At 31.0% G+C, this 23794-nt stretch carries 21 protein-coding genes; 15 read left to right on the plus strand and 6 right to left on the minus strand.

Annotation, left to right across the window (positions count from 1 at the left end):
- The first annotated feature begins 10 nt into the window (after window positions 1-10).
- The 3 genes from recD2 to ACJDUH_RS03745 are packed head-to-tail and all read left to right on the plus strand — an operon-like array spanning window position 11 to window position 3939.
- On the plus strand, window positions 11-2233 hold the full coding sequence (gene recD2, locus ACJDUH_RS03735; protein ID WP_406763813.1) for an SF1B family DNA helicase RecD2: 2223 nt from the start codon (window positions 11-13) through the stop codon (window positions 2231-2233).
- 45 nt (window positions 2234-2278) lie between these two features.
- Entirely contained in the window at window positions 2279-3307 is a 1029-nt protein-coding gene (locus ACJDUH_RS03740; protein WP_406763814.1) for a hypothetical protein, read from the plus strand.
- A complete protein-coding gene (locus ACJDUH_RS03745; protein ID WP_406763815.1) occupies window positions 3280-3939 on the plus strand; it encodes a ComF family protein in 660 nt (219 codons plus the stop codon). The genes ACJDUH_RS03740 and ACJDUH_RS03745 overlap by 28 nt, the downstream gene beginning before the upstream one ends.
- A 1313-nt stretch (window positions 3940-5252) precedes the next feature.
- Here the strand turns inward: ACJDUH_RS03745 and ACJDUH_RS03750 are convergent.
- Complete coding sequence (locus ACJDUH_RS03750) at window positions 5253-5585, minus strand: hypothetical protein (RefSeq protein ID WP_406763816.1); 333 nt, start codon at window positions 5583-5585, stop codon at window positions 5253-5255.
- 639 nt (window positions 5586-6224) lie between these two features.
- Between ACJDUH_RS03750 and hpf the strand changes: the two genes are divergently transcribed.
- From hpf to prfB, 3 genes are all read left to right on the plus strand, one after another.
- A complete protein-coding gene (gene hpf, locus ACJDUH_RS03755) occupies window positions 6225-6764 on the plus strand; it encodes a ribosome hibernation-promoting factor, HPF/YfiA family (RefSeq protein ID WP_406763817.1) in 540 nt (179 codons plus the stop codon).
- A gap of 178 nt (window positions 6765-6942) precedes the next feature.
- The gene (gene secA / locus ACJDUH_RS03760) at window positions 6943-9447 is read left to right on the plus strand and encodes a preprotein translocase subunit SecA (RefSeq protein WP_406763818.1); all 2505 of its coding nucleotides are present in this window, start codon (window positions 6943-6945) and stop codon (window positions 9445-9447) included.
- 19 nt (window positions 9448-9466) lie between these two features.
- Window positions 9467-10589, plus strand: a protein-coding gene (gene prfB / locus ACJDUH_RS03765) for a peptide chain release factor 2 (protein ID WP_406763819.1) whose coding sequence is annotated in 2 segments (ribosomal slippage) — window positions 9467-9544 and window positions 9546-10589 — 1122 coding nt in all. Because the reading frame shifts where the segments join, the coding sequence is not laid out codon by codon here.
- Window positions 10590-10723: 134 nt separating this feature from the next.
- On the opposite strand, the gene ACJDUH_RS03770 is transcribed toward prfB, so the two are convergent.
- A complete protein-coding gene (locus ACJDUH_RS03770; protein ID WP_406763820.1) occupies window positions 10724-12085 on the minus strand; it encodes a M28 family metallopeptidase in 1362 nt (453 codons plus the stop codon).
- A gap of 154 nt (window positions 12086-12239) precedes the next feature.
- On the opposite strand from ACJDUH_RS03770, the gene ACJDUH_RS03775 reads away from it, so the two are divergent.
- Complete coding sequence (locus tag ACJDUH_RS03775) at window positions 12240-14402, plus strand: Tex family protein (protein WP_406763821.1); 2163 nt, start codon at window positions 12240-12242, stop codon at window positions 14400-14402.
- Between the two features lie 16 nt (window positions 14403-14418).
- Here ACJDUH_RS03775 and rimI read toward each other — a convergent pair whose 3' ends face one another.
- Genes rimI through tsaE form a run of 3 tightly spaced genes read right to left on the minus strand, consistent with a single transcriptional unit; the run spans window position 14419 to window position 16047 of the window.
- Complete coding sequence (gene rimI, locus ACJDUH_RS03780; RefSeq protein ID WP_406763822.1) at window positions 14419-14886, minus strand: ribosomal protein S18-alanine N-acetyltransferase; 468 nt, start codon at window positions 14884-14886, stop codon at window positions 14419-14421.
- Window positions 14879-15592, minus strand: a complete 714-nt coding sequence (gene tsaB, locus ACJDUH_RS03785) for a tRNA (adenosine(37)-N6)-threonylcarbamoyltransferase complex dimerization subunit type 1 TsaB (RefSeq protein ID WP_406763823.1) — start codon at window positions 15590-15592, stop codon at window positions 14879-14881. Before tsaB ends, rimI begins: the two co-directional genes overlap by 8 nt.
- The gene (gene tsaE / locus ACJDUH_RS03790) at window positions 15589-16047 is read right to left on the minus strand and encodes a tRNA (adenosine(37)-N6)-threonylcarbamoyltransferase complex ATPase subunit type 1 TsaE (RefSeq protein ID WP_406763824.1); all 459 of its coding nucleotides are present in this window, start codon (window positions 16045-16047) and stop codon (window positions 15589-15591) included. Before tsaE ends, tsaB begins: the two co-directional genes overlap by 4 nt.
- 253 nt (window positions 16048-16300) lie before the next feature.
- Here tsaE and ACJDUH_RS03795 point away from each other — a divergent pair, with 253 nt between their 5' ends.
- From ACJDUH_RS03795 to ACJDUH_RS03830, 8 genes are all read left to right on the plus strand, one after another.
- Window positions 16301-17248 carry a metal ABC transporter substrate-binding protein gene (locus ACJDUH_RS03795; protein WP_406763825.1) on the plus strand — a complete coding sequence of 316 codons (948 nt, stop codon included), beginning with the start codon at window positions 16301-16303 and terminating at the stop codon, window positions 17246-17248.
- A 109-nt stretch (window positions 17249-17357) separates the two neighbouring features.
- Complete coding sequence (locus ACJDUH_RS03800) at window positions 17358-17978, plus strand: CBS domain-containing protein (protein ID WP_406763826.1); 621 nt, start codon at window positions 17358-17360, stop codon at window positions 17976-17978.
- Window positions 17979-18099: 121 nt separating this feature from the next.
- Window positions 18100-19029 carry a peptidoglycan recognition protein family protein gene (locus ACJDUH_RS03805; protein ID WP_406763827.1) on the plus strand — a complete coding sequence of 310 codons (930 nt, stop codon included), beginning with the start codon at window positions 18100-18102 and terminating at the stop codon, window positions 19027-19029.
- Between the two features lie 77 nt (window positions 19030-19106).
- A complete protein-coding gene (locus ACJDUH_RS03810) occupies window positions 19107-19478 on the plus strand; it encodes a hypothetical protein (RefSeq protein ID WP_406763828.1) in 372 nt (123 codons plus the stop codon).
- 390 nt (window positions 19479-19868) lie between these two features.
- Window positions 19869-20027: an aspartyl-phosphate phosphatase Spo0E family protein gene (locus tag ACJDUH_RS03815; protein ID WP_406763829.1), complete on the plus strand. Its 159-nt coding sequence runs from the start codon at window positions 19869-19871 to the stop codon at window positions 20025-20027.
- A 238-nt stretch (window positions 20028-20265) separates the two neighbouring features.
- Entirely contained in the window at window positions 20266-21297 is a 1032-nt protein-coding gene (locus ACJDUH_RS03820; RefSeq protein WP_406763830.1) for a radical SAM/SPASM domain-containing protein, read from the plus strand.
- An 88-nt stretch (window positions 21298-21385) separates the two neighbouring features.
- Window positions 21386-21703, plus strand: coding sequence for a PadR family transcriptional regulator (locus ACJDUH_RS03825; RefSeq protein ID WP_406763831.1), 318 nt, complete (start codon window positions 21386-21388; stop codon window positions 21701-21703).
- Window positions 21696-22973, plus strand: coding sequence for an HAAS signaling domain-containing protein (locus ACJDUH_RS03830; protein WP_406763832.1), 1278 nt, complete (start codon window positions 21696-21698; stop codon window positions 22971-22973). Before ACJDUH_RS03825 ends, ACJDUH_RS03830 begins: the two co-directional genes overlap by 8 nt.
- 243 nt (window positions 22974-23216) lie before the next feature.
- On the opposite strand, the gene ACJDUH_RS03835 is transcribed toward ACJDUH_RS03830, so the two are convergent.
- Entirely contained in the window at window positions 23217-23642 is a 426-nt protein-coding gene (locus tag ACJDUH_RS03835; RefSeq protein ID WP_406763833.1) for a hypothetical protein, read from the minus strand.
- Between the last annotated feature and the right edge of the window lie 152 nt (window positions 23643-23794).

Here is a 23794-nt window from a genome sequence, read left to right on the forward strand (position 1 = left end):
GAGAGATTTTATGCCAGAAATTCAAGGCGTAGTTGAGGATATAATATTTAAAAATGAAGAGAATGGCTATGTAGTTGCTATTATTAAAGATGCAGACAAAAAGAATACAATTGTAGGTTATATCCCTTATTTAACTGAAGGACAGAGCTTAAAACTGCAAGGCATATGGGTTAAACATCCTCAGTTTGGTGATCAATTTAAGGTGGAAGGCTATGAGGAATTATTGCCTAGTTCTATAATTGGCATTGAAAGATATTTATCTTCTGGAGTTATTTCTGGTATTGGGCCAGTTACAGCTAGAAAAATAATTGAGAAATTCGGAGATAAAAGCCTTGAACTAATGGATAAAGATATAGATTGTCTTAAAGAAATAGAAGGGATTGGAGAAAAAAAACTTGAAATTATTAAAGAGTCCTATTTAAGACAAAGAGAAGTTAAAAATATAATGGTTTTCCTGCAAACCTATGGTGTAACTACAAGTCAATGTGTTAAAATTTACAAGAAATTTGGTGATGACTCCATAAATGTAGTTAAACAAAATCCATATATTTTAACTGAAGAAATTAATGGAATAGGCTTTAAAACCGCAGATAAAATTGCAAGAAGCTTAGGGGTAGAACTGAACTCTCCATATAGGATAAGCAGTGGCATTAACTACATTATTAATGAGTTTTGCAGCCTTGGAAATACTTATATGCCATTACATCTTCTTTTAAAGGAAGGAAAGAATATACTTACAATAAAAGAAGAGGACATAGAATTAGTACTATATGATAATACTGTTGAAGGAAAGATAAAGGTTGAGGTTATTGAGGATAAAAAGTGTGTATTTTTGATTCCCTTTTATTATTCGGAACTTGGAGTAACAAAAAAAATACTAACTCTTGCCTTAGACACTTATGAACCTATTAATACGGATGTAGAATTTGAAATAAAGCAATTTGAAAAGGAACGTAATATTAATTTTGAAGCTTCTCAAATCGAGGCTATAAAAGGTGCAATAGAAAATGGTATAGAAGTTATTACCGGAGGCCCTGGCACAGGTAAAACAACAATTATCAACTGCATAATCGATATTTTTGAGAAGGCTAATATGAAGGTGTTTATGGCTGCCCCAACAGGCAGAGCAGCAAAAAGAATGTCTGAAGCTACAGGAAGAGAAGCAAAAACTATTCACAGACTTCTAGAGATTGGCTTTAATGAAGAGGACACTATGGAATTTGTCAAAGATGAAGCTTCAAGTTTAGAGTGTGATGTTGTAATTATAGATGAAGCCTCAATGATTGATATTATGCTGATGAATAGCTTGCTTAAGGCAATTGCCCCAGGTACAAGGCTAATCATTGTTGGTGATGTTGACCAACTTCCTTCTGTAGGACCTGGTAATGTTCTTAGAGATATTATTGAAAGCAATTGCTTAAAAGTAGTAAGGTTAAAACAAATTTTTAGACAGGCTAAGGAAAGTATGATTATTGTAAATGCACATAAGATTAATAATGGTGAAATGCCCCTTCTTAATGAGAAAAATAAGGATTTTTATTTTATTAGCGGGGAAGATCAAAATAATATTTTAAATACAATAGTTGGACTTATAGATAAAAGATTACCTAAATTTAACTCCAGATGGAATAAACTACAGCACATACAAATTCTATCCCCTATGAGAAAAGGAGTTCTAGGTGTTCAAAACCTAAATAAAGTGCTTCAAAATACCTTAAATCCAAGACACATAAGTAAAGATGAAAAGGAGTTTAGGGAGCTTATTTTTAGAACTGGCGATAAAGTAATGCAAATAAAAAATAATTACACTCTCAAATGGACGAGAGTAGCAGGATTAGGAGAAGATGAAGGCTTAGGAGTGTTTAATGGAGATGTGGGGTATATTGAGAATATAGATATTGAAAATGATTTAATTACAGTAATTTTTGATGATGAAAGAAAAGTAATATATGAAAGTATGTTCTTAGATGAATTAGATTTAGCTTATGCTATAACTATACATAAAAGTCAAGGTAGTGAATTCCCGGTAATTATAATACCAAGTTTCATGGGACCGCCGCTTTTAATGAATAAAAATCTATTATATACAGGAATTACAAGAGCTAAACAATTAGTGGTTTTAGTTGGTTCTATTAAAGCAGTTCATTTTATGATTAATAATAATAGAAGCTTTGAAAGATATTCGGCACTTAAATGGAGAATTGCTGATATAATAGAAAGTGATATTCTATAGTTTCTAAAATATATTATATTAATGATTTAATAGAGGTAAAATGATATGTTAACTTTTAAAACCTCCAGTTTCGCTAATTTTTATAATAGAATCGGTGAGAGTATTTTAAACTTTAGTTACAGTAAAGAGAAGGCATTAAATGTGATTGCACCTCCATTTAGCTCTCCTAGTATATTTATAAAAATTATTTTAAAATTCGTTGAAGCTAAAAAAAGTATCTTATATATTACAGGAGAAGTAGAGGAAAACGTTCAGCTTTTAAACATTTTAAAGAAACAAACAGATTTCAGAGCTTATAGCTACATAAGAAATAATTTATATAAAACCAATGCCCTTTTAACGGTCACTAACTATACAAACGCAGCTTTTATAGAAGAGAAATACGATTTAGTAATCTATGATGATATTAATAGCTTCCCTAAGTACAATACCTTTGAAATTATTGATGTTATTATGAAATGTGTAAAAGAATCAGGAAAAGTAATTTCCTTTTCCATAGAAGGTATATTTAGGGCACAAAGGGATATACTTATTCCTACTAGAAGTAATAAAAAACCCTTATCGGAACCCCGTTATGTTATTACAAGAATAGATTTAAATAAAGAAATGCCTTTCATAATTTATGATTACCTTAATTTTTCTGTTGAAAATGATAGGAAGGTTGTAATTTATATTCCTAATAATACTGAAAAGGTTCATAATGTGTTTTCTTATTTATGCAACTTTAGAAGCATTTTAAGTAAAAATATTATGTATTTTATAAATGGAGAAAGTGACGAAAAAATACTCTATAATTTTTCTAGAATTAAAAAAGCTATTCTTGTTACAGATGATTATAAGGATAGAAGCATTTGCTTAGACGATGCAGATGTTATAGTTTATTTTTCTGATGACATATTTTTTGATTATAAGAAGTTAACTTTTTTATGTGGAAAGGTAGGAAGAAGTGAAAAGCTTCGGGCTTCAGAAGTTATATTTTTGGCTAACGATGAAACTTATGACATGGATAAGGCGAAAAATATTATTCGATACTTCAACAAGGAATCATGGGAATTGGGATTGTTAAATATTTAATAGAAAGTGTTTTAAATGTTATTTACTGCTCAAATGAGACCTGTTTAATCTGCAATGATTACATCGATTCTGATGGACCATTATGCAAAAACTGCAGTGGAAAAATTGAGTATTGCAGCGATTCATTTAAATTAGAAAATAAAATTGAGTGCTATAGTGCTGCATATTATGCTTCCTGCATTAAAGAAATGATAAGAAGGCTAAAATATAAAAGTGATTTTGCTGCAGGTGAATTTCTTGGAGAAATGCTGCTTAATTCTGTTAAAAAGAATAATATAGAATTTGACTTGATCACCTTTGTGCCTCTTAGTAAAAAGACCTATAAAAAAAGAGGTTTTAATCAAAGTGAATTTTTAGCAAGATATATAAGTAAAGGTGCTAATACACCTATGAAAGAATTATTGCGTAAGAAGAAGGATACAAAGGATCAAATAGGCTTAGACGGGTATAATCGATGGCAAAATATGCTAGATTGCTTTGAAACATTAAATTATAATTTAGATAATAAAAAAGTAATTCTTATTGATGATGTTATAACAACTGGAGCTACAGCTTTTTATTGTGCAAAGCAATTATTTAAAAGTGGTGCTGATAAAGTTTCTGTATTGACTGTGGCAAAAAGTAGGTTATAATAAATATGTTAAGTTAGGTTTGTGATTGAAAGTCGATGCCAGTCGCAGGCAAAACGATCCACGTAAGTTAAACAAAGCTTTAATGAGCATGGTGCGGCTTAGAAGTAAATCCTGCCGATAATATCGAGAGAACTAGTAGTGAGAGGTTGATTCTGGGTAGCGAAAATTCCAGCAGGTGAGTGTGGGGTCAAAGATCAGGTCAGCTAACTTAATATGCAGTAATAATGCAGTATGGCAGTCTTATTTTAGACTGCTATATTTATTTTTTGAATAAATTAGCCTCCTATTAACCACCTAAAAAATAAATAAAAAAGGATATCATACCCTAGGCACATTTATTTTAAAGTTTAGAAAATCTGAGAGTGGAAGTTGTAATAGCTGTAATTAAAGAATAGGTTTGCTCTGTGAAAGAAGGGGAAAAAATTGAAATCTAAATAATATGGTATCAAAAATAAAGGATTTAACTCATATATAGAATTGATAGTCATATATTAATATTAATAATATCAAATATAAATGTATATTACTTTTAACTGTCAATATCAATTTGAAGAAGGATTTAGTAATGAATTTTAATTTAAAAACTACATTAATCTATTCAGTAGTTATACTATTAGCAGCATTGATAAACTTTATATATTCCATCATAAAAAGAATGCAATTAAGAGATGCAATTATTTTACTATGTATTTGCGTTATCGTATTCTGTGTTGACCTTGTAATTTGTATAAAAAATGACAACTTTAAAAAATGAATATTAGCATTTATTCTATATTATAGCTGTTGTGATTTCATAGTGGGGATTATAAGGTTACAGCAGCAGAATAAAGAGCACTCTAAAAATAGGGTGCTTTCTATTATCACAAAAACACCTTAATTTAAATAGTATATATGGACAAGCAGTTCATAGGATTTGTTGTTCTCCTTTCATTACTTAAGAAGAAAGAGCACTCAGAAATGGGTGCTTATAAATTTTATGCATATAAAAAAATTATAGTGCAAATACTAATAAGTGGAAAGCGGAAGCCTCCTTCAATTTGATACATACATAAAATAGCAGTTGACCCCGTTGGTAGCTGCTTTTTATTTGGAAAATATAAAAGCCTTAGAATAACCTGAAGCTATTATTTAATTCATCAAGTGAAATTGAATATATTAATAATAACAATTAAAAGCCCTGATTATCCATGGATTTATTTTTTTATCTTGACGTAAAAGAAGTAAGCACTATCAAATTTTTAAGAATGATAGTGCTTTTATTTAGGTAATCTTTTTGGAACTAACAAATAATATAATTATTATTCTTTTCTATCCTAAAATCCATGATGGTGAAAATGTGGGAAGAAAGGATGGAAAAAATGGTGATGAAAATGGTGATGAAAATGATGAAAGCGACGACCAAAACGAGGATCTGGGTCCACAGGATCCATTTGAGACATCATATTTAACTCTCCCATCATTGGACAGCTGTTCTTCATTGGACATGTTTCCATCGAAGGACAATAGGACATTGGCGCCATCATATAAGGCATTTCCATATAATATTTATCTGTATGTTTGCGGCGGTCAGCATCTAGATTTTCTGTAGTAATTATCCCAGATTCATTGTTGCTATAATCTTGTTCATTGTTATTTCTATAATACATTGGTTTACCTCCATGAAATTTACCTACAATAATATACTATGCTGTTAGCTTGGAATGTGATACAAAAGTTTACCTGAAATTTAAAAGGCCTAGAGGAATTAGCTCTCCTTCTATCTGTATTCCTAACCCGTTCTGTATTTCTGTTTCTTTCGGTATTCATTTAACCAAGTTCATTTGAGAACTCATTAATAAATTTTATGGAAGATGTAAAGATAAAACATATAAAACCAGTGCTTATATTTGGTATTATGTTATGCGAAATTATAAATTGAAAAACAATAGGTGAGTGTGGGGCCAAAGATCAGGTCGGCTAGCTTAATGAAAAATCCAAGTAATTCTTGAATTTTTTTATTTTTACTTAAATTTTTATTAAGCTATTGAGGGATATTATTTTTAATAATACACATAATTATAAATATCAAATTAGAATAAGCCTAAATAAAAGTAAATATTAAATAATAACTATGTAAATTTATTTAATATTTTGTGAATTATATCGAAAAAGCTTGTTATTTTTCATATTTAGTAATAAAATGATATTAATAAATTCTACTAACAAAGCATAAATTTAACTTTATGCAAATACATTATAAAACCAGTAAATTATCACCTAATATAGGTAGAGAGGGGCTGTGTTGTATGAAGATAAATATATTAGGAAAGAACATTGAGGTTTCTGAAGGTTTAAGAAATGCAATCGAAAAGAAAATCTCAAGGCTCGATAAGTTCTTTGAAAACGAGCAGGAGGCATTTGTAACATTAAGTGTTCAAAAGGCAAGAAAAATCATTGAAGTTACTATACGATTTAATGGAGTACTTTTAAGAAGTGAAGAAGCTAATTCAGATATGTATGCTGCAATAGATATTGTTAGTGATAAATTAGAAAGACAGATGGTTAAACAAAAATCAAGACTTGAAAGAAAATATCATACAAATGTTCCATTAAAATATAAAGAAATTCCAACATATGAATATCATGAAGGTGAAGTAATAGATCCACATATAGTAAAAACTAAAAAATTTGCTGTAAAGCCTATGTCTTCCGAGGAAGCAGTTCTTCAAATGGAGCTGTTAGGACATGATTTCTTTGTATACTCTAATGCTGAAGATGGAGTAGTAAATGTAGTATATAAGAGAAAAGATGGCAATTATGGATTAATTGAACCAGAATTTTTGTAATTAATATTTTTAAAGATAAAGGAGAGCTTTAGAGCTCTCTTTTTTATTTATTCATTCGCATACATTTTATGTAAATTATTTTAAATATTGTTCATAAAAGTTGAATGAGAATTAAATAGATGGTATAATCTATAAAGTATAATGATTTCTAATTTAACTAAGATAGTGAGGATGAAAAATGGGTGTATTTAATAAAATATTTGGCAGCTATAGTGAAAGACAAGTAAAAAATATTATTCCTACAGTAGATAAAATAGAAGCCTTAGATAAGACTATGCAGGGCTTGACTGATGAGGAGCTAATAAATAAGACTCAGGAATTTAAAGATAGATATTCAAAGGGAGAAACCTTAGACGAATTACTTCCAGAGGCCTTTGCAGTATGTAGAGAAGCTTCCTGGAGAGTTCTTGGAATGAAGCATTATAGAGTACAGCTTATAGGTGGAATTGTTCTTCATCAAGGAAGAATAGCAGAAATGAAAACTGGTGAAGGTAAGACCTTAGTTGCTACTTTACCTGCTTATTTAAATGCTATTTCTGGCAAAGGTGTGCATATAGTTACCGTAAATGATTATCTAGCAAGCAGAGATAAAGAGTGGATGGGCAAAGTTTATGAATTTCTAGGATTAAGCGTTGGCTGCATTCTTCATAATCTTAATAACGATGAAAGAAGAGAAGCCTATGGTTCAGATATAACTTATGGTACAAATAACGAATTTGGCTTTGATTATCTTAGAGATAATATGGTAATTTATAAGGAAGAAAGAGTTCAAAGGCAGCTTAATTTTGCTATAGTAGATGAAGTTGACTCAATTCTTATTGATGAGGCCAGAACACCTTTAATTATTTCCGGTGAGGGAGATAAGTCAACAGAATTATACAGAATTGCAGATATGTTTGTAAAAACACTAGCTAAAGAAAAAGATTATACCTTGGATGAAAAAGCTGGAGCTGTAATGCTTACAGATGATGGTGTTTTAAAGGCGGAAAAATTCTTTGGCCTTGAAACCTATACAGATGCTTCTAATATGGAAATCCAGCATCATGTAGTTCAAGCACTTAAAGCTAATTATCATATGAAACTTGACAAGGATTATATAGTAAAAGAAGGAGAAATCATAATAGTTGATGAGTTCACCGGAAGACTTATGGAAGGAAGAAGATACAGCGATGGTCTTCATCAAGCCATTGAAGCAAAAGAAGGTGTTAGAGTTCAAAAAGAATCTAAAACTCTTGCAACTATTACCTTCCAGAATTATTTTAGAATGTATACAAAGCTTTCTGGTATGACTGGTACTGCACTTACAGAGGAAGCTGAATTTAGAGAAATATATGGTCTTGACGTTATAGTAATACCTACAAACATGCCAATGATAAGAATAGACCACTCTGACTTAGTTTATAAATCTGAAAAGGGTAAATTTAATGCTATTGTTGATGAAATAGTTGAAACTCACTCTAAGGGCCAGCCAGTACTTGTAGGTACTGTAAGCATTGAAAAATCAGAGGTAATATCCGCACTATTAAAAAAGAAGGGTGTTCCTCATCAAGTTTTAAATGCCAAGTTCCATGAGATGGAGGCTGAAATTGTTTCACATGCCGGCGAAATGAATATGGTAACTATAGCTACAAATATGGCAGGACGTGGTACTGATATTAAGCTTGGAGAAGGTGTTACTGATGTAGGTGGATTAAAGATTATAGGTACTGAAAGACATGAATCTAGACGTATTGATAATCAGCTTAGAGGTCGTTCTGGCCGTCAAGGTGACCCAGGTGAATCAAGGTTCTATGTATCCCTTGAAGACGACTTAATGAGAATATTTGGATCTGAAAGATTACAAGGTATAGTTGAAAAGCTTGGACTTGAGGAAGATGAAGCTATAGAAAGTAAAATGGTTACAAGTTCTATAGAAAAAGCTCAGAAAAAGGTTGAAGGAAATAACTTTGACATCAGAAAGACTTTGCTTGGCTATGATGATGTAATGAATACTCAAAGAGAAATTATCTATAAGCAGCGATCACAAGTTCTAGAAGGAGAAAATCTTGAAGAGCAAGTTAAAGATATGATTACTGAAGTTATAACTTCAGCAGTAGATTCACATTATACAGAAGTTGAAGAAGAACTTGAAGAAGATTTACAAAAATTACTTGCCTTCTTAGATGAAATTTATCTTCCTAAGGGTATAGTTTCTTTAGATGAACTTAAAGAAATGCCAATTCAAGAAATTAAAGATAAATTCCTTGATATTGCAAAGGATATATACAGACATAAGGAAGATAATTTTGGATCTGAGCAGATGAGAGAAGTTGAAAGAGTAATTCTCCTTAGAGTTGTAGACACTAAGTGGATGGATCATATAGACAATATGGATCATTTAAAACAAGGTATAGGCTTAAGAGCGTACAAACAGCAGGATCCAGTGCAGGCTTATCAATTTGAAGGCAGCGAAATGTTTAATGAAATGATATATAATATAAAGGTAGATACGGTTAAATACCTATACCATGTTCAAGTTGAGAGAGCACCTGAGAGAGAGAAGGTAGCTGTAGAGACTGCAACTAACACAGACGATTCTCTTCCAAAACAGCCAATTAAGAAAGACAAAAAGGTTGGAAGAAATGATTTATGTCCATGTGGCTCAGGAAAGAAATATAAAAATTGCTGCGGAAGACTTGCATAATTATTTTGGAGGGAAAGATATGTTTGCTGAATTTGAAGAGGCTGTAAATTCCATGGATACTTTGCAGATAGAACTTGACGAAATTAGGGGGTCTCTTTGACATTGAAGCCTTAGAAAAAAGACTTGAAGAATTTGAAAATAAAATGCAAGAGCCAGACTTTTGGAATGATTCAAGGAGCGCTCAAGGTATAACTCAAGAGGCAAAGCTTATTAAGGATAAAATTGAAAACTTTAATTCTTTAAAAAATAGATTCGAAGATGTTATAGTTTTAATTGAACTATCATCTCTAGATGAGGATGAGAATATTAAGAGAGAAGTAATAAGTGAAGTAAAGCTTCTTTTAAAGGATTTGGAAAAACTTAAAATTGAGATAATGCTTTCGGGAGAATATGATAGGGATAACGCAATATTAAACTTACATGCTGGAGCAGGAGGAACTGATGCTCAGGATTGGACTGAAATGCTACTGCGAATGTACACAAGGTGGTGCATTGATAAAGGTTACAAAATAGAAACTATAGATTTTGAACCTGGAGATGAGGCAGGAATTAAAGGCACCGCTGTAAGAGTAATAGGTGAATTTGCTTATGGTTACTTAAAGGCCGAAAAGGGCATTCACAGGCTTGTAAGAATTTCTCCATTTAATTCAGCTGGAAAAAGACAGACTTCCTTTGCTTCTGTTGAGGTACTGCCAGAACTTACTGATGAACAGGATATAGAAATTAGGCCTGAGGATTTAAAAATTGACACATTTAGAGCTGGCGGTGCAGGTGGTCAATATGTAAATAAAACCGAGTCAGCAATTAGAATAACTCATATTCCAACAGGTATTGTTGTTCAATGTCAAAATGAGAGAAGTCAGCACAGCAATAGAGAAACAGCAATGAAAATGTTAAAAGGAAAACTAATTGAACTAAAGGAAAGAGCACATAAGGAAAAAGTAGAAGACTTAACTGGAGAGCTAAGAGACATAGGCTGGGGCAGCCAAATTAGATCCTATGTTTTTCAGCCCTATACCATGGTTAAGGATCATAGAACAAATGCCGAAGCAGGTAATATTGGAGCTGTTATGGATGGAGACATTGATATGTTTATTAATGAATACCTAAAGCAAAGCAGCAATGGGAAATTAGATTTATAAAAAGTAAAAATCTTTATGGATATTTTCATAGAAGAAATTAAAATTTTTAAGACACTAAAATAACAGAAAGCACTGAAAACACTGATAGAATACATTAATTAAATTCTATCAGTGCTTTAGCGGATTTTCCTATTTCAGTGTCTTTTATTATTAAATTTTCTAACTTGAAGCATAAGCAAAACAAAAAATATTAGAGTTCCTACACTAGAGAAAATTAAAATATACTTATTATAATTAAGAAAAACATTACTGGAAAAGCCGTTTTTAAGTATTTCCTTAGAAGCTACTTTAAAGCATCTATCTATTGCTGAAGTATTTATATATTGAACTTTATCCTCTGGTGTATGAATTTTAGATGAATCACTGTCACAAAAGGTAATAGCGTCTATGTTATTTTTTCTAAAAGCTTCATGATCACTTGAGTCTTGAAAAAGTAGGTTATAATTTACTTTTTCATTAATGCAGGTTTGACTTACGGCATGTATAAAAGGAGTTTTATCCGTATCCTTGCTTCCACCCATAATACTTAAAGGTACTGCGCTGCTTCCTATCATATCAAAATTATATACTTTAGAACCTTTTAATTCATTTGAATATTTGTAGACGAAATGCTCAGAACCTAAACAGCCAAATTCTTCTGCATTAAAAGCTGCAAAGATAATATTTCTATCAGGTTTTCCAAGTGTTGTAACATATTTAACAAGTTCAAGCAAAAATGAGACACCAGAAGCATTATCAAAGGCCCCCTTATATATGTTTCCGGAAAGATCACTACCAAGGTGGTCAAAATGTGCTGATATAATTATTGGAGGTAAATTAGGATTTTTGCCTTCAATAAAACCAACTACATTATTTAAAGTCGTATTTTTAATATCAACTGGTATATAGCAGGATATTCTATAATTTTTATGAATATATGATTCTATTTCTGCAAGAGTATTCTTTGTAACCATTATGTATAAACTTTGAAAGCGAGGGTCTGACCCCATGAAGGAGCTTCTGAAAGCTAATGAATTATTATTCGGTACTAAAAATACAAAGCTATCTGTTCCTACAGTTACTTGAAGTGCTCCTTCAACCTGCTTTATAGAATTTTTATTAGTAAAGTTAATTGTGTTTTTTTTGAAATTTAACATTTCCTCTTTATAATCTATACCATATTTAAACTCTTTTACTAGCCCACCTTTACTATCGTATATTTTGAGATAGGGAATATCGTTTATTCGATGAGGATAATTAGTTTCAAACTGATCGTAGTAATTACCATCATAGGGAAGCAGCCCATTTTTTTCATACTCATTTTTAATAAAAGCTGAAACCTCAAAATTTTCAACTGTACCTGATAATCTGCCCTTAAAATAATCAGAGGAGAGATAGCTTATATTTTCTTTTACTTCGGCATGGCTAAAGCTATACACATGATTATAAATATTTAAGCTGTATAATAGTACAAAAAAGAATATTATTAGGAAAAAAGATGAAATATATTTTTTCAAATTTAAGCTCCTTTTATATAGTTGTCCTTAAATAATATGAAATATATTTTTTGTATATAACTTTTGACTAATAAAATATATTTCTGTAAAATTATATAGTAGTAATAAACTATTAGATCTATAGCTAGACTTTAAGTAAATTGGAGGAACATAAATGAATAGTATAGAAAATAGACTTACAAGGGAATTTAACATTAAGTCCTTTCAAGTAGAAAACGTAATATCACTATTAGATGCAGGAAATACTGTGCCTTTTATAGCTAGATATAGAAAAGAAGTTACTGGTGGTCTTGATGATGTAATTTTAAGAAATTTATCTGAAAGATTGACCTATCTTAGAAATTTAGATGAAAGAAAAGAAGCAGTTTTAAAGACGATAGAAGAACAAGGAAAATTAACAGAAGAAATTAAGCTTGCAGTAGAAAACTCAGAAACCTTAACAGAAGTAGAGGATATTTATAGACCATTTAAACCTAAAAAAAGAACAAGAGCCATTATTGCAGAAGAAAAGGGATTAAAGCCTATAGCTGAGGTTATTTTTAATGGAGATTTTAAGGGCGATATAAAAGAATTTGCAAAAGAATTTATAAATGAAGAAAAGGGTGTTAATTCAGAGGATGAAGCTCTTCAAGGGGCTATGGATATAATAAGTGAAATGATTTCTGATGTAGCTGAATACAGAAAGTGGATTAGAAGTCTCCTGCAGAGGGAAGGTTTAGTAGAAACAAGCGGGGGCTCAGAGGAACCTACTCCCTATGAAATGTATTATGATTATAAGGAAGCTGTAAAGTCTATCCCTTCTCATAGAATACTTGCTATAAACAGAGGTGAAAAAGAAAAAATATTATCAGTTAAAATAACAGCCGATAATGAAAAAATAATTCAGTATTTAAATTCAAAATGCCTTAAAGAAAATAATATCACTGATTTTTACATAGAAGATGCAGTAAGGGATGCTGTTAAAAGACTTATTTATCCTTCCATTGAAAGAGAAGTAAGGTCAGATTTAACGGAAATTGGTGAAAATGGCGCTATAGATATATTTAAAGCTAATTTAAAGGCACTATTAATGCTATCTCCCATTAAAGGAAAGGTAGTATTAGGCTTTGATCCTGGTTTTAGAACAGGCTGCAAAATTGCAGTTTTAGATGATACAGGTAAATTTTTAGATCAGGCAACTGTTTATTGTACTGCACCGCAAAATGACATTGAAGGCTCTATTAAAATTCTTAAGAATTTGGTTTATAAATACAAGGTAGAGGTAATTTCACTTGGCAATGGTACTGCCAGCAGGGAATCTGAAGAGGTCTTAGCAAGACTTATAAAGGAAGTAAAGGAAGAGAAGGGCATAGAACTTTATTATGTAGTTGTCAGTGAAGCTGGTGCTTCTGTATATTCAGCTTCTGAGCTTGCTTCAAAGGAATATCCTGATGTTAATGTATCCATAAGAGGAGCAATTTCAATATCAAGAAGACTACAAGATCCACTTGCAGAACTGGTTAAAATTGATCCTAAAGCCATTGGCGTTGGGCAGTATCAGCATGATGTTACACCTAAAAAACTTGATGAATCTTTAAGAGGAGTAGTTGAAGATTGTGTAAACAGTGTTGGAGTGGACTTAAACATTGCTACACCAGCTCTGCTATCTTATATTTCAGGAATTAATTCTGCAATAGCTCAGAATATAGTATCCTATAGAGAAGAAAATGGTAAATTTAAAAGCAGAAAAGAACTTTTGAAGGTTAAAAGACTTGGAGACAAGGCCTTTGAGCAATGTGCAGGTTTTTTAAGAGTTATGGAAAGCAGTGAACCTCTTGATAACACTTCTGTACACCCAGAGTCCTACAAAGCATGTAAAGAACTTTTAAATATACTTGATTATTCAATTTCAGATTTAAAAAATGGGAAATTAATAGATATAGATGATAAAGTATCTAAAGAAGGTTTAAAAGCTTTAGCAGTGAAATTAGAAATAGGAGAACCAACCTTAAAAGATATAATTAAAGAAATTAAGAAGCCTGGAAGAGATCCTAGAGAAGAACTTCCAAAGCCAATTTTTAAAACAGGTGTGATTGATATAAAACATCTTAAATCAGGCATGCTGCTTATGGGAACAGTAAGAAATGTAGCTGACTTTGGCGCTTTCGTAGATATTGGTGTGCATCAAGATGGATTAGTTCATAAAAGTCAATTGGCAAATAGATTTGTAAAACATCCTTTAGATATAGTTAAGGTAGGAGATATAGTAGAAGTAAGAGTTCTTGAGGTAGATGAAAAAAGAAAGAGAATATCACTGACTATGAAAAAAGAACAGTAGTTAAAAATGCAGGGTATCATAACCCTGCATTTTCTTTTGTTATATTATGTTTCCACATAATAATACCATCTTCTATAGGATCTAAGTAGTAATTTTTTCTAACACCTTCTTCAACAAAGCCATGCTTTTTATATAGGTTTTGAGCTGTAGTGTTTGATTTTCTTACTTCTAAAGTCATAGCTATAATGTCTTCTAGAGCACATACCTGAATAAGTGCATCTAGTAATAAATGGCTGATACCTAAACCCCTGAATTCAGGGTGTACGGCTATATTTGTTATCTGACCTTCATCTAATATAAGCCAGACGCCTCCATAGCCAATGACCATATTATCCTTTACTGCTACAACATAACGTGCTACTTCATTTTTAAGTTCTTTTTCCATTGATTCTCTTGACCAAGGTGTTTTAAAACTCAACTTGCTTATTGTAAAAACACCATCAACATGCTCTGGAGCTAAAGCTAATATAGTAATATTATCCATTGATTTCAAGTCCTGTCCGCTTTTCATATTCCCTTACAGCTTGAGGCTTCCTTATATAAATTGGAGCAGTGCTGAATAGTTCATCCCTAATTCCAGAAGATAGTAGATTTAAGCCTAATTCGCCTAAAGAAGAAGCTTTAACTAAGTTAAGATGATTAGGTGCAAAATGATTTTTATCAAAACTTTTTAGTAATTTACTTTTAAATTTCAAGGAAGCGTCTCCTAAAAAGGTGACTGAGCAGTCATACTGTTTTAGCATTTCTATTAGCTCATCAATATGCAGAACCATATAATCTGTCAGTTTTATCAATTTATCATTTTTAAAGGAATATAAGGCAGTATAGACATTATCACGTAAAGCATCAAGCATTGGGCAGATAATGCCTCCTGTATATGCCATGTTATAAGCTAGAGCATCTAGTGAAGAAACCGAAATAAAGGGCTTATTAGTTCCTTGGCTTAAACCTTTTATCATTGACATACCAATCCTGAGTCCAGTAAAAGAGCCAGGGCCTTTACTTACTACAAAACCATCCATATCTTTTATAGTGAGTTCAAGTGATTTTAACAGACTGTCAACCATAGGCATCAATATAACCGAATGCTGCTTTTTATGATTTAGACTAATTTCACCTAATAATTTATTTTCATCAATAACTGCTATGCTTGCACATTCCGTTGCAGAATCTATACTAAGTATTTTCATATATGAATCTCCTTTATGTAATTAAATCTATCTCCATAGCCTTCTATTGTAATTTTTCTAAAGTTTTCGCCTTGAAATGGAAGTTTATTAATTATTATTCTAATATGTTTTTCTGGAATAAGCTCCTCAATATAATTAGCCCATTCTATCACGCTTACACTATCAGAAAAGATATATTCATCAAATCCTATAGCATATATTTCATCTGGGTCACTTACTCTATATACGTCGAAATGGTTTAGCTTTAACCTACCAGAGTATTCATTTACAATGGTGAAGGTTGGACTAGTTATATCGTCACTTATTCCAAGTCCTGCTGCAATTCCTTTAGTAATATGTGTTTTACCCGTACCCAAATCTCCAATCAAACAAATAATATCTCCAGGGTTTGCAAGTTCTCCAATTTGTTTACCTAATGCAAAGGTTTTTTCCACACTATCAATGATAAAGTCCACAAGTATCACTCCTAAATAATAAGAACTTTCATGCATTATATTTTATAATAAAACAATAATAAAAAAAAGACAAATTTATTATTAAAATTACTTTTGATTTGCATAATTAGACTATTTTATGTAAAATAATAGGTGGTAATATGAAGTAATTAAAAGGAGGTTAAAGCCCTGAATGGGCTTTAACGAGTAGTTTTACGAGCGGGAGCGAGTAGTATTAAACTACTCAGTGTTCCAACTGAAAGGAGGAAGAGGCGTGAAAAAAAGTATTTATACCCTTCTCATAACTATAATTTTCCTTTTTACTGCTTGTAGCAAGAACGTACCTGAAACTCAACCGAGTCCAAATATGGAAATAGACACAAACAAGCAGATCAGCTTAAATATAATAACAACAAACAAATTATTGTACAATATGGTAAAGGATATTGTACAGGATAGACACAGTGTTTCCTATATGTTTTCTTCCAAAGATAGACTATGGAATTTTAATTTTACCGATGACAGCATTAATAATATAAGTAAAAAAGATTTATTTTTTTATTGGGGCACAAGTTTTGAACCTTGGAGTTCCGGTTTTGTTGATAAGTTAAGCAAAACCAAGGTTGGCCCCATAGATATTTCTAGAGGCGTTAAACTTATTGGCTATGATAGTGAAGTAAAATATCAAAATACTATTATTAAAGATAATCCATACTATTGGATGAACATAGATAATTATAAAATTGCAATGCTTAATATAAAAAATGCCATTGAGGATAAAGACACTAAAGATAGAGATTATTATGAAAATAATTTTTCTAAACATATTAAAGACGTGGAAGCTTATCAAAAAAAGTTAAAAGATACAGCAGATTCATTAAAGGATTTTACTTTTATAGTAGAAGGGGACAGCTTAGATTATTTTGTTAAATATTATGGATTTAAAGTTTTAAAGGTAAATACCCTTACAGAAGGTAATGCAAGCAACATTGAAAATGATAATAAAGCCGTTTACGATAAAATTAAAAGCCTTAATAATTCTAGTAACGTAGTTTTTTTATATGATGAGAATAGCAAGCTAACATCACAGGCACAGTTAATAAACGAATTTAAACTAAAAACAGCAAATATAATAAGCTACAAGGATGACATAAAATATTTAGATATTTTAGATCACAATTTAAAGACCTTACAGGGAATAAATCCTTCAGCCAAGAAGTAACATAGAGGCTATAAAATTAATTAATTAATTTCATGAGTTTAAAATTGTTTGAATTTTGTATATATTTTAGGTATAATATCTTTAAGAATAAATTAGGGAGAGTGCAATTATGTTTGTGAAAAATTTAATGCTTCCAATTGAAAAATTAGTAATAATAAGTCCAAAGGATACCATAAAAAAGGCGTTGGATTTAATTGAAGAAAACAATTTCTTATCTATTCCAGTTGCAGAGGATGAAAAATTTTATGGGTCTATTTCGAAAGAAAGAATATATGCTTTTTATTATGAAAAGTGTTTAGATAAGGAATGTCTACTATCTGATTTTAAGGTAGAAAATGTTATGAGAGATGATGTTCCAACAATTCATCCTTTAGAGCAAATGGAGAAAGCAGCTCATTTTTTAGAAGTAAAAAATATTTCTTTTGTAGCTGTTGTTGACGAGTATGGCACCTTTAGAGGCATAATAACTCATCATGCGATTTTTCATGAATTTACTGAACTTTTTGGCCTTAATAAGGGAAGAAGACTTGCTGTAATAGCCTATGATATACCTGGACAAGTATCAAAACTCTCGAAGATAATATCTGAAAATGGTGGGGATATAATTAGTTTTGTTGTTGTAGATCCTAAAAGTGTAACTGATGTAAAGGAAATTGTAATTAGAATTAGAACTGAGAACTTCCAGCAAATTCTTGAAAAAGTTAAGGATTCAGGCTTTAAAATTCAATAATATTAAAAACCAGGTTTAGAGACCTGGTTTTTTTATGAAAAAAATGTACCTTTTAAAACTTATGCATATTATATTATAGGATTTATAAAAAACTATAATTAATATCTTATGGAGGGGAGAAATGGCTTATACAATAAATCAAAGATTTATTTCGATGAACAGGTCCAATATACAACTAAAACCAATAGGAACCGTTGTTCATGAAACCAGCGATCCAGGAGCAACAGATGAAAATGAATTCAATTACTTTAATTCAGGAAATAGAGGGGCATCAGCCCATGCTTTTGTGGATAAGGATAGCATAACTCAAACTATTCCTTGGGACGAGCAGTCCTGGCATGCTGGTCCAACAGCAAACACAAATTTTATAGGAATAGAGCTATGCCATTATGATGATGCTGAGGGTTTTAAAGAGGTATGGTTAAGGGCAGTTTGGTTATTTGCCTATGTTCATGTGTTTATCATTAAGAGATTTCCAATAACAAAATTCAATTTAATGTCACATGCTGAAGTAAGTGAAAAGTGGCATGAAACAAATCATACTGATCCAGTAAGTTATTTTGAAAAGTTCGGAAAGACAGTTGATGATTTTAGAAATGAAGTTCAGCTTGAAATAGATAAAATGCTTAATCAGCAATTACCAGCTGCCCCTATTGAAAATAAAATAAGTAATGATGTTTTACAGCTTCAGAAAAGCTTAAATAGATTAAACATTACCGACGGCAGCTCTAATAAATTAGTTGAAGATGGAATTCAAGGACCTAAGACAACTGAAGCTATTAAAAAATTTCAAAGTGTAGCAGGCATAAAGGTAGATGGAATTGCTGGAGCACAAACCTTAGGTGCTATTAACTCTATAATTAAAAAACCGTTACTTTCTATAAATTCTACTGGTGTTGCGGTAAGATATCTGCAATATAGGTTAGGTGCTAATATAGATGGCATTTATGGCCCAAGAACAAGGAGCAAAGTAGTAAGTTATCAAAGTTCAAATTCATTAAAAGCTGACGGCATTGTAGGCAATAATACTTGGTATAGGCTTATTGGATAAAAAATAATTTCTAGTACAAATATATCAATTTCCTATCACTCCACATATTATGGTAGCAAATGAGGGAGGTGATGGAAGTGTTAAGAGATATATTTGTAAATCAAGTTATTCCTCAGCTGCTTTATATTGTAATAACAACGATACTAGGAATTATTAGCTATTATGTCAAAAAGGTACTAGATGCTAATAAAGCTTACATTGAAGTGCAAAAGCAGCAAATAATACAAAAAATTGGTAAAGATGCTTATAATCAAGATATTGCTATTGCTAAGCAAATAATTTTGGCGGTGGAGCAAATGGGAAGGGAATTTAACTGGCAGAGCGAAGTAAAACATTCCAAGGCTACCGAAATGATTTCTAAACAAACTGGACTAAGTCAAGATGAAATATATAATATTATTAAAGCTACTGTTGGAGAATTTAATAATAATAAATTAACCTCTAGGTAAAACTAGGGGTTTTCTTGTAAAAAAATAAAGGAATAAATTTATTTACCCAATTGTAAATAAATGGTAATATAATTATATTAATTAAATTAGGAATGGGGTTTTGATTTTCATGATAATTATATTATTCCTATTAAGTTTCTTCATACCTATACTTATAATACTATTTTCTTTAGGTACCGCATCTATTAATAATGGCAAGCTGTTAGATGAAAAAATACTTAAAGAAATTAAATATTGATTTTTTAGAAGTAGCCCTTTTAGGAGCTGCTTTTATTTTTTAAAAATAAAAATATAAAAATTTATATAAATTTACTTGAAATTAACTGATTAATCGATTAAAATATAACTGTTGTGTTAAAATTTGTCATGCAAGAAAAAGGGTGAATTAATTTGTCAGAAACAAATGAGATTGAAAATTTAAGAACAAAGCTAAATAGCATGATTTCTACTAAGGAAATTATAACTAATGATTCAGAACTATTAACCCTAAGCATTGAACTTGATGAGAAAATAAATACTTTTATGTATAAGGAAAATGATAGGAAATAAATAGTTCTAGATGAAAAGCAATAATTACAAAATTTAGTTTTGAATTAATAATATAAGCTTGTAGAATAACAAATCTACAAGCTTTTTTTTTTATTGCAATAATCATTCTTACAGAATTTTATGTATAATATTACTTGACGTATAATACTATACATTGTATAGTATAAATAAAGGGAGAAATTTCTAACTAAAATATTGGTCCAATATTTATTAGATATAAATTTGAGGGGGAATAAAAATGAACTATCAGATAAGGCCAGATAAAGTTTATTTTGAAGTTACAAATTACTGTAACTTTAAATGTGATTTTTGTCCTATCAATTCTTCAATTAGAGAAAAAAAGCATATGGATTTCTCGTTGTTTAAGAAAGGTATTAATGATATAGTAAAAGATGGAATAACAGATACCATAGCATTTCATATATTAGGTGAGCCTCTGCTTTATCCTCATATTTTTGAAGCATTGAGTTATGTAAAAAGCCAGGGTTTAAAGACTGATTTAACAACCAATGGCTCACAGCTTTCTATTGAAAAAGCAAAAATAATTGTAGATGAAAATCTTATTGACAAGCTAAACATCTCTGTTGAAACTATTAATGAATTAGAACATGAATGCAGAGGCTCTAATTTATCCTTTGAAAGTTATTATAGGGGCATTATGGAGACCGTAAGCTATATAAAGCAATCAGGCTCCAAAACAAATATTGAAATGTGCCTTATGAATACTGAAACAAAGAAATATTTTGATATTGATAAAGAAATGCACTTCATTGTTGAAAGAGATTCATTTAAGAAAAAGCTTATACCATTTATTATTGATATTTACAAGGCAATTGATAAAAAAGTTACCTATGATACAGTTGAAACACTTATGAATGGAATAAATTTGCAAAGGCCTAATCTTATTCGAATCGACGATCATATAACTGTGTATATTCAACTCCTTGCAGACTGGGGTAATGCTTTTACTTCAAAGGCTGTTTACCCTTGTAAGCATGGGTTCTGTGGATATGCACTTACTAATGTTGGAATTTTAAATAACGGAGAAGTAACTATTTGTTGTGTGGATTATGACGGAAAAACTTCTCTTGGAAACATAAATAATAATTCCTTAAGTGAAATTTTTTCAACAGGTAGAGCAGGTAAAATCTTAGAAGGCTTTAACAAGGCAAAGATTCTTGACCCCTATTGTCAAAGGTGTTTTGGAAGCACAAATAGATACAAAGCTGTGTTTAAGGGACTTCTTAGTATATATTTGTTTAAGTATTAAATTTTCAACCTGCAAATGTAAGAGAAATAAATCTTGGATGATAAGTTAGTTTAATATGTAGCTCTAACTTAATTTAGGAGGTAATAGTTTGGATGCCCAGATGAAAAAAGGACTATTGGACGTATGCGTTCTTTCTATATTATTAAGAGAAGATACCTATGGATATAAGCTTACTCAAGAGGTTACGGCACTGATGGATACTTCAGAATCAGCACTTTATCCAGTTCTCAGACGTCTTGAAAATCAAAATTTGTTAGAAACCTATTCTGTTGAATACTCAGGGCGTCTTAGAAAGTATTACCGAATAACATCAGAAGGAATATTAAGGTTCAATGAATCTGTTGGTGGTTTACAGGATCTAAAAAGAGTTATTGATCATATTATAGGTGGTGTAAATAATGAATGAAAAAATTAAAATTTTTATAGATGATTTAAAAAAGCAGCTTTTGGGACTTCCACAAGATGAGATTAATGAAGCTGTTAATTACTTTGAAGAATATTTAACTGAATCATTAGAAGCTAGAAATAATTTAGAGGAAGTATTAATTGAACTGGGTTCTCCAAAGAAAATTGCCGAAACACTTAAAAGAGAGTCTAATTTAACCAATGCTAAAAACAAACCTGGAATAAGAAATTTCACAATGGTTATTAAAGATGCATTTAAAAGTGTATCAACGCCTCTATCCATTTTTTCTCTCTCCATTACTGCATTAATATCTTATTGCATTATAGCCTTAATTTTTGGTGGGGCTGTAATTTGTGGAATGTCAGCAGTTATAACTGTTGTATTATGTATTTATCAAGCCTTTACCATACCATTTAATTATATACTTGAGATTATTGGAACTTTTGGTTTGGGTATTTTAACTGGCGGGATTTTATCTCTTTTGACACTTTATCTTTTAAAATGTGGAAAACTTTTTATAAAGCTTTCAATTAAACAGATAAGTTTAATGTTAAAATTATCTGGAAAACCTGAATTAAAAGCTGCTAAAGAGGATAGGAAAAGATTATGGCCAGTTACACGTATACTTTTAATATTTTCTGCAGCTGGCTTTATATTATTCGGAGCCTCAGGACTTCCATGGAGATTTATTACAATATTCAACAGTTTCAAGCCTGAAGGAAATTTAAAGAAGTTTATCACAGAATATAATATTTCGGACATAAATAAAATATCTGCCCTCACTGCACATTCTATTATAAAAGTTGAGGAAGGATCTTCGGATAAGATAATAGTTTCCTATGAGGAACCAGATTGGCTTACACACGAAATCAGCAATACTCTAGGCACACTTAATTTCCGCGAAAAGTCAAATGGCAAATTACCTTTCTTTGATCTAATATCCCTACATGATAGCCAGACAGAGTTAAATATAACCTTGCCAAAAGGATTTAAGAATGATTCCATCTTGCTTCAAAGCACAGGTGGAAATATACTTATTTCAAATATCTCTGGAAATGTAGTAGCAAAAACATTAACTGGAGAAATCCAATATAATTCAGGTACTTTAAAAAACAGCATTACAGCACATACTGGAAGCGGATATATTGCTGTGATTGACTCTGCAACAGGGAAAAAAGTAAATGGATTAAAGGAATATTTTAATGGAGTTAATACAACTAGCAAAATAAGTTTAACTAGTACAAGCGGAAGCGTAATTATAGAAAAATAAATAAAAAATAAAAAAGCTTGTAGATTACTGAATCTACAAGCTTTTGCTTTGGCAGGGGTACTACAAGATGGTTATATATTAAATAGTACAATAACTGGTGATGAAAAAGATAGCCAAATCCAACAAAAAACAAGAGCTCTGGTTTTCAGAGCTTTATTTATTTACCCTTGACTTCTAACAAAATAAATTAGCACCATCAAATATAAAACTTGATAGTGCCTTTATATAGGAAATTTCAATGAATTACAATCCGCCACTTCCAACAGAATTATGAACGAATGCTGCAATTCTATCTATAGGTATATCAACAACTGCCCCAAGATTTCTTCCAGTACAATCGAATCTGTCTGTAATTCTTCTTCTATCTGTATTCCTAACCCTACCTGTATTTCTATTTCTTTCAGTATTCATTTCACCAAGTTCAAAATCAGCACATTCTTCTGTATTCCTTCTCATTGTTTCTCTTCTTCTTTCATCTGTACAACAATTGCCAAGTGCACATCCTGGAGCAGAACCAATTGCGCTTATTAATCTAACAAAACATCTATTAACAGATATAAGAACTCCTGTAAAGCCCTCTCCCGAATCTCCACCGCTAGTTGTAAATATAGTGACAGTTTGTCCAATATGACGTGCTAAATGAGCTGCAAGGCTATTTCCATCTGGCATATTAAAGTCCTCCTTATTATATAAAAATAGTTGAATAACTTGTCCTGCTTCATATTATGCTGTTAGCTTAAAATTGCTACTCCTAACTTTAGTTGGCAGATTAAATTTTATCAAAAGTAATTTTAGCAATATTTTCTTGGCTACTACCGGAA

Source organism: Candidatus Clostridium radicumherbarum (genome assembly GCF_045310525.1).
Taxonomy (GTDB): domain Bacteria; phylum Bacillota; class Clostridia; order Clostridiales; family Clostridiaceae; genus Clostridium_AT; species Clostridium_AT radicumherbarum.

Coding starts and splice junctions, on each gene's coding strand:
- secA (WP_406763818.1), top strand. CDS start 6,943: ATGGGTGTATTTAATAAAATATTTGGCAGCTATAGTGAAAGACAAGTA.
- ACJDUH_RS03820 (WP_406763830.1), top strand. CDS start 20,266: ATGAACTATCAGATAAGGCCAGATAAAGTTTATTTTGAAGTTACAAAT.
- rimI (WP_406763822.1), bottom strand. CDS start 14,886: ATGGATAATATTACTATATTAGCTTTAGCTCCAGAGCATGTTGATGGT.
- ACJDUH_RS03775 (WP_406763821.1), top strand. CDS start 12,240: ATGAATAGTATAGAAAATAGACTTACAAGGGAATTTAACATTAAGTCC.
- ACJDUH_RS03740 (WP_406763814.1), top strand. CDS start 2,279: ATGTTAACTTTTAAAACCTCCAGTTTCGCTAATTTTTATAATAGAATC.
- hpf (WP_406763817.1), top strand. CDS start 6,225: ATGAAGATAAATATATTAGGAAAGAACATTGAGGTTTCTGAAGGTTTA.
- tsaB (WP_406763823.1), bottom strand. CDS start 15,592: ATGAAAATACTTAGTATAGATTCTGCAACGGAATGTGCAAGCATAGCA.
- ACJDUH_RS03835 (WP_406763833.1), bottom strand. CDS start 23,642: ATGCCAGATGGAAATAGCCTTGCAGCTCATTTAGCACGTCATATTGGA.
- ACJDUH_RS03830 (WP_406763832.1), top strand. CDS start 21,696: ATGAATGAAAAAATTAAAATTTTTATAGATGATTTAAAAAAGCAGCTT.
- ACJDUH_RS03745 (WP_406763815.1), top strand. CDS start 3,280: ATGGGAATTGGGATTGTTAAATATTTAATAGAAAGTGTTTTAAATGTT.
- ACJDUH_RS03800 (WP_406763826.1), top strand. CDS start 17,358: ATGTTTGTGAAAAATTTAATGCTTCCAATTGAAAAATTAGTAATAATA.
- ACJDUH_RS03750 (WP_406763816.1), bottom strand. CDS start 5,585: ATGTATTATAGAAATAACAATGAACAAGATTATAGCAACAATGAATCT.
- recD2 (WP_406763813.1), top strand. CDS start 11: ATGCCAGAAATTCAAGGCGTAGTTGAGGATATAATATTTAAAAATGAA.
- ACJDUH_RS03805 (WP_406763827.1), top strand. CDS start 18,100: ATGGCTTATACAATAAATCAAAGATTTATTTCGATGAACAGGTCCAAT.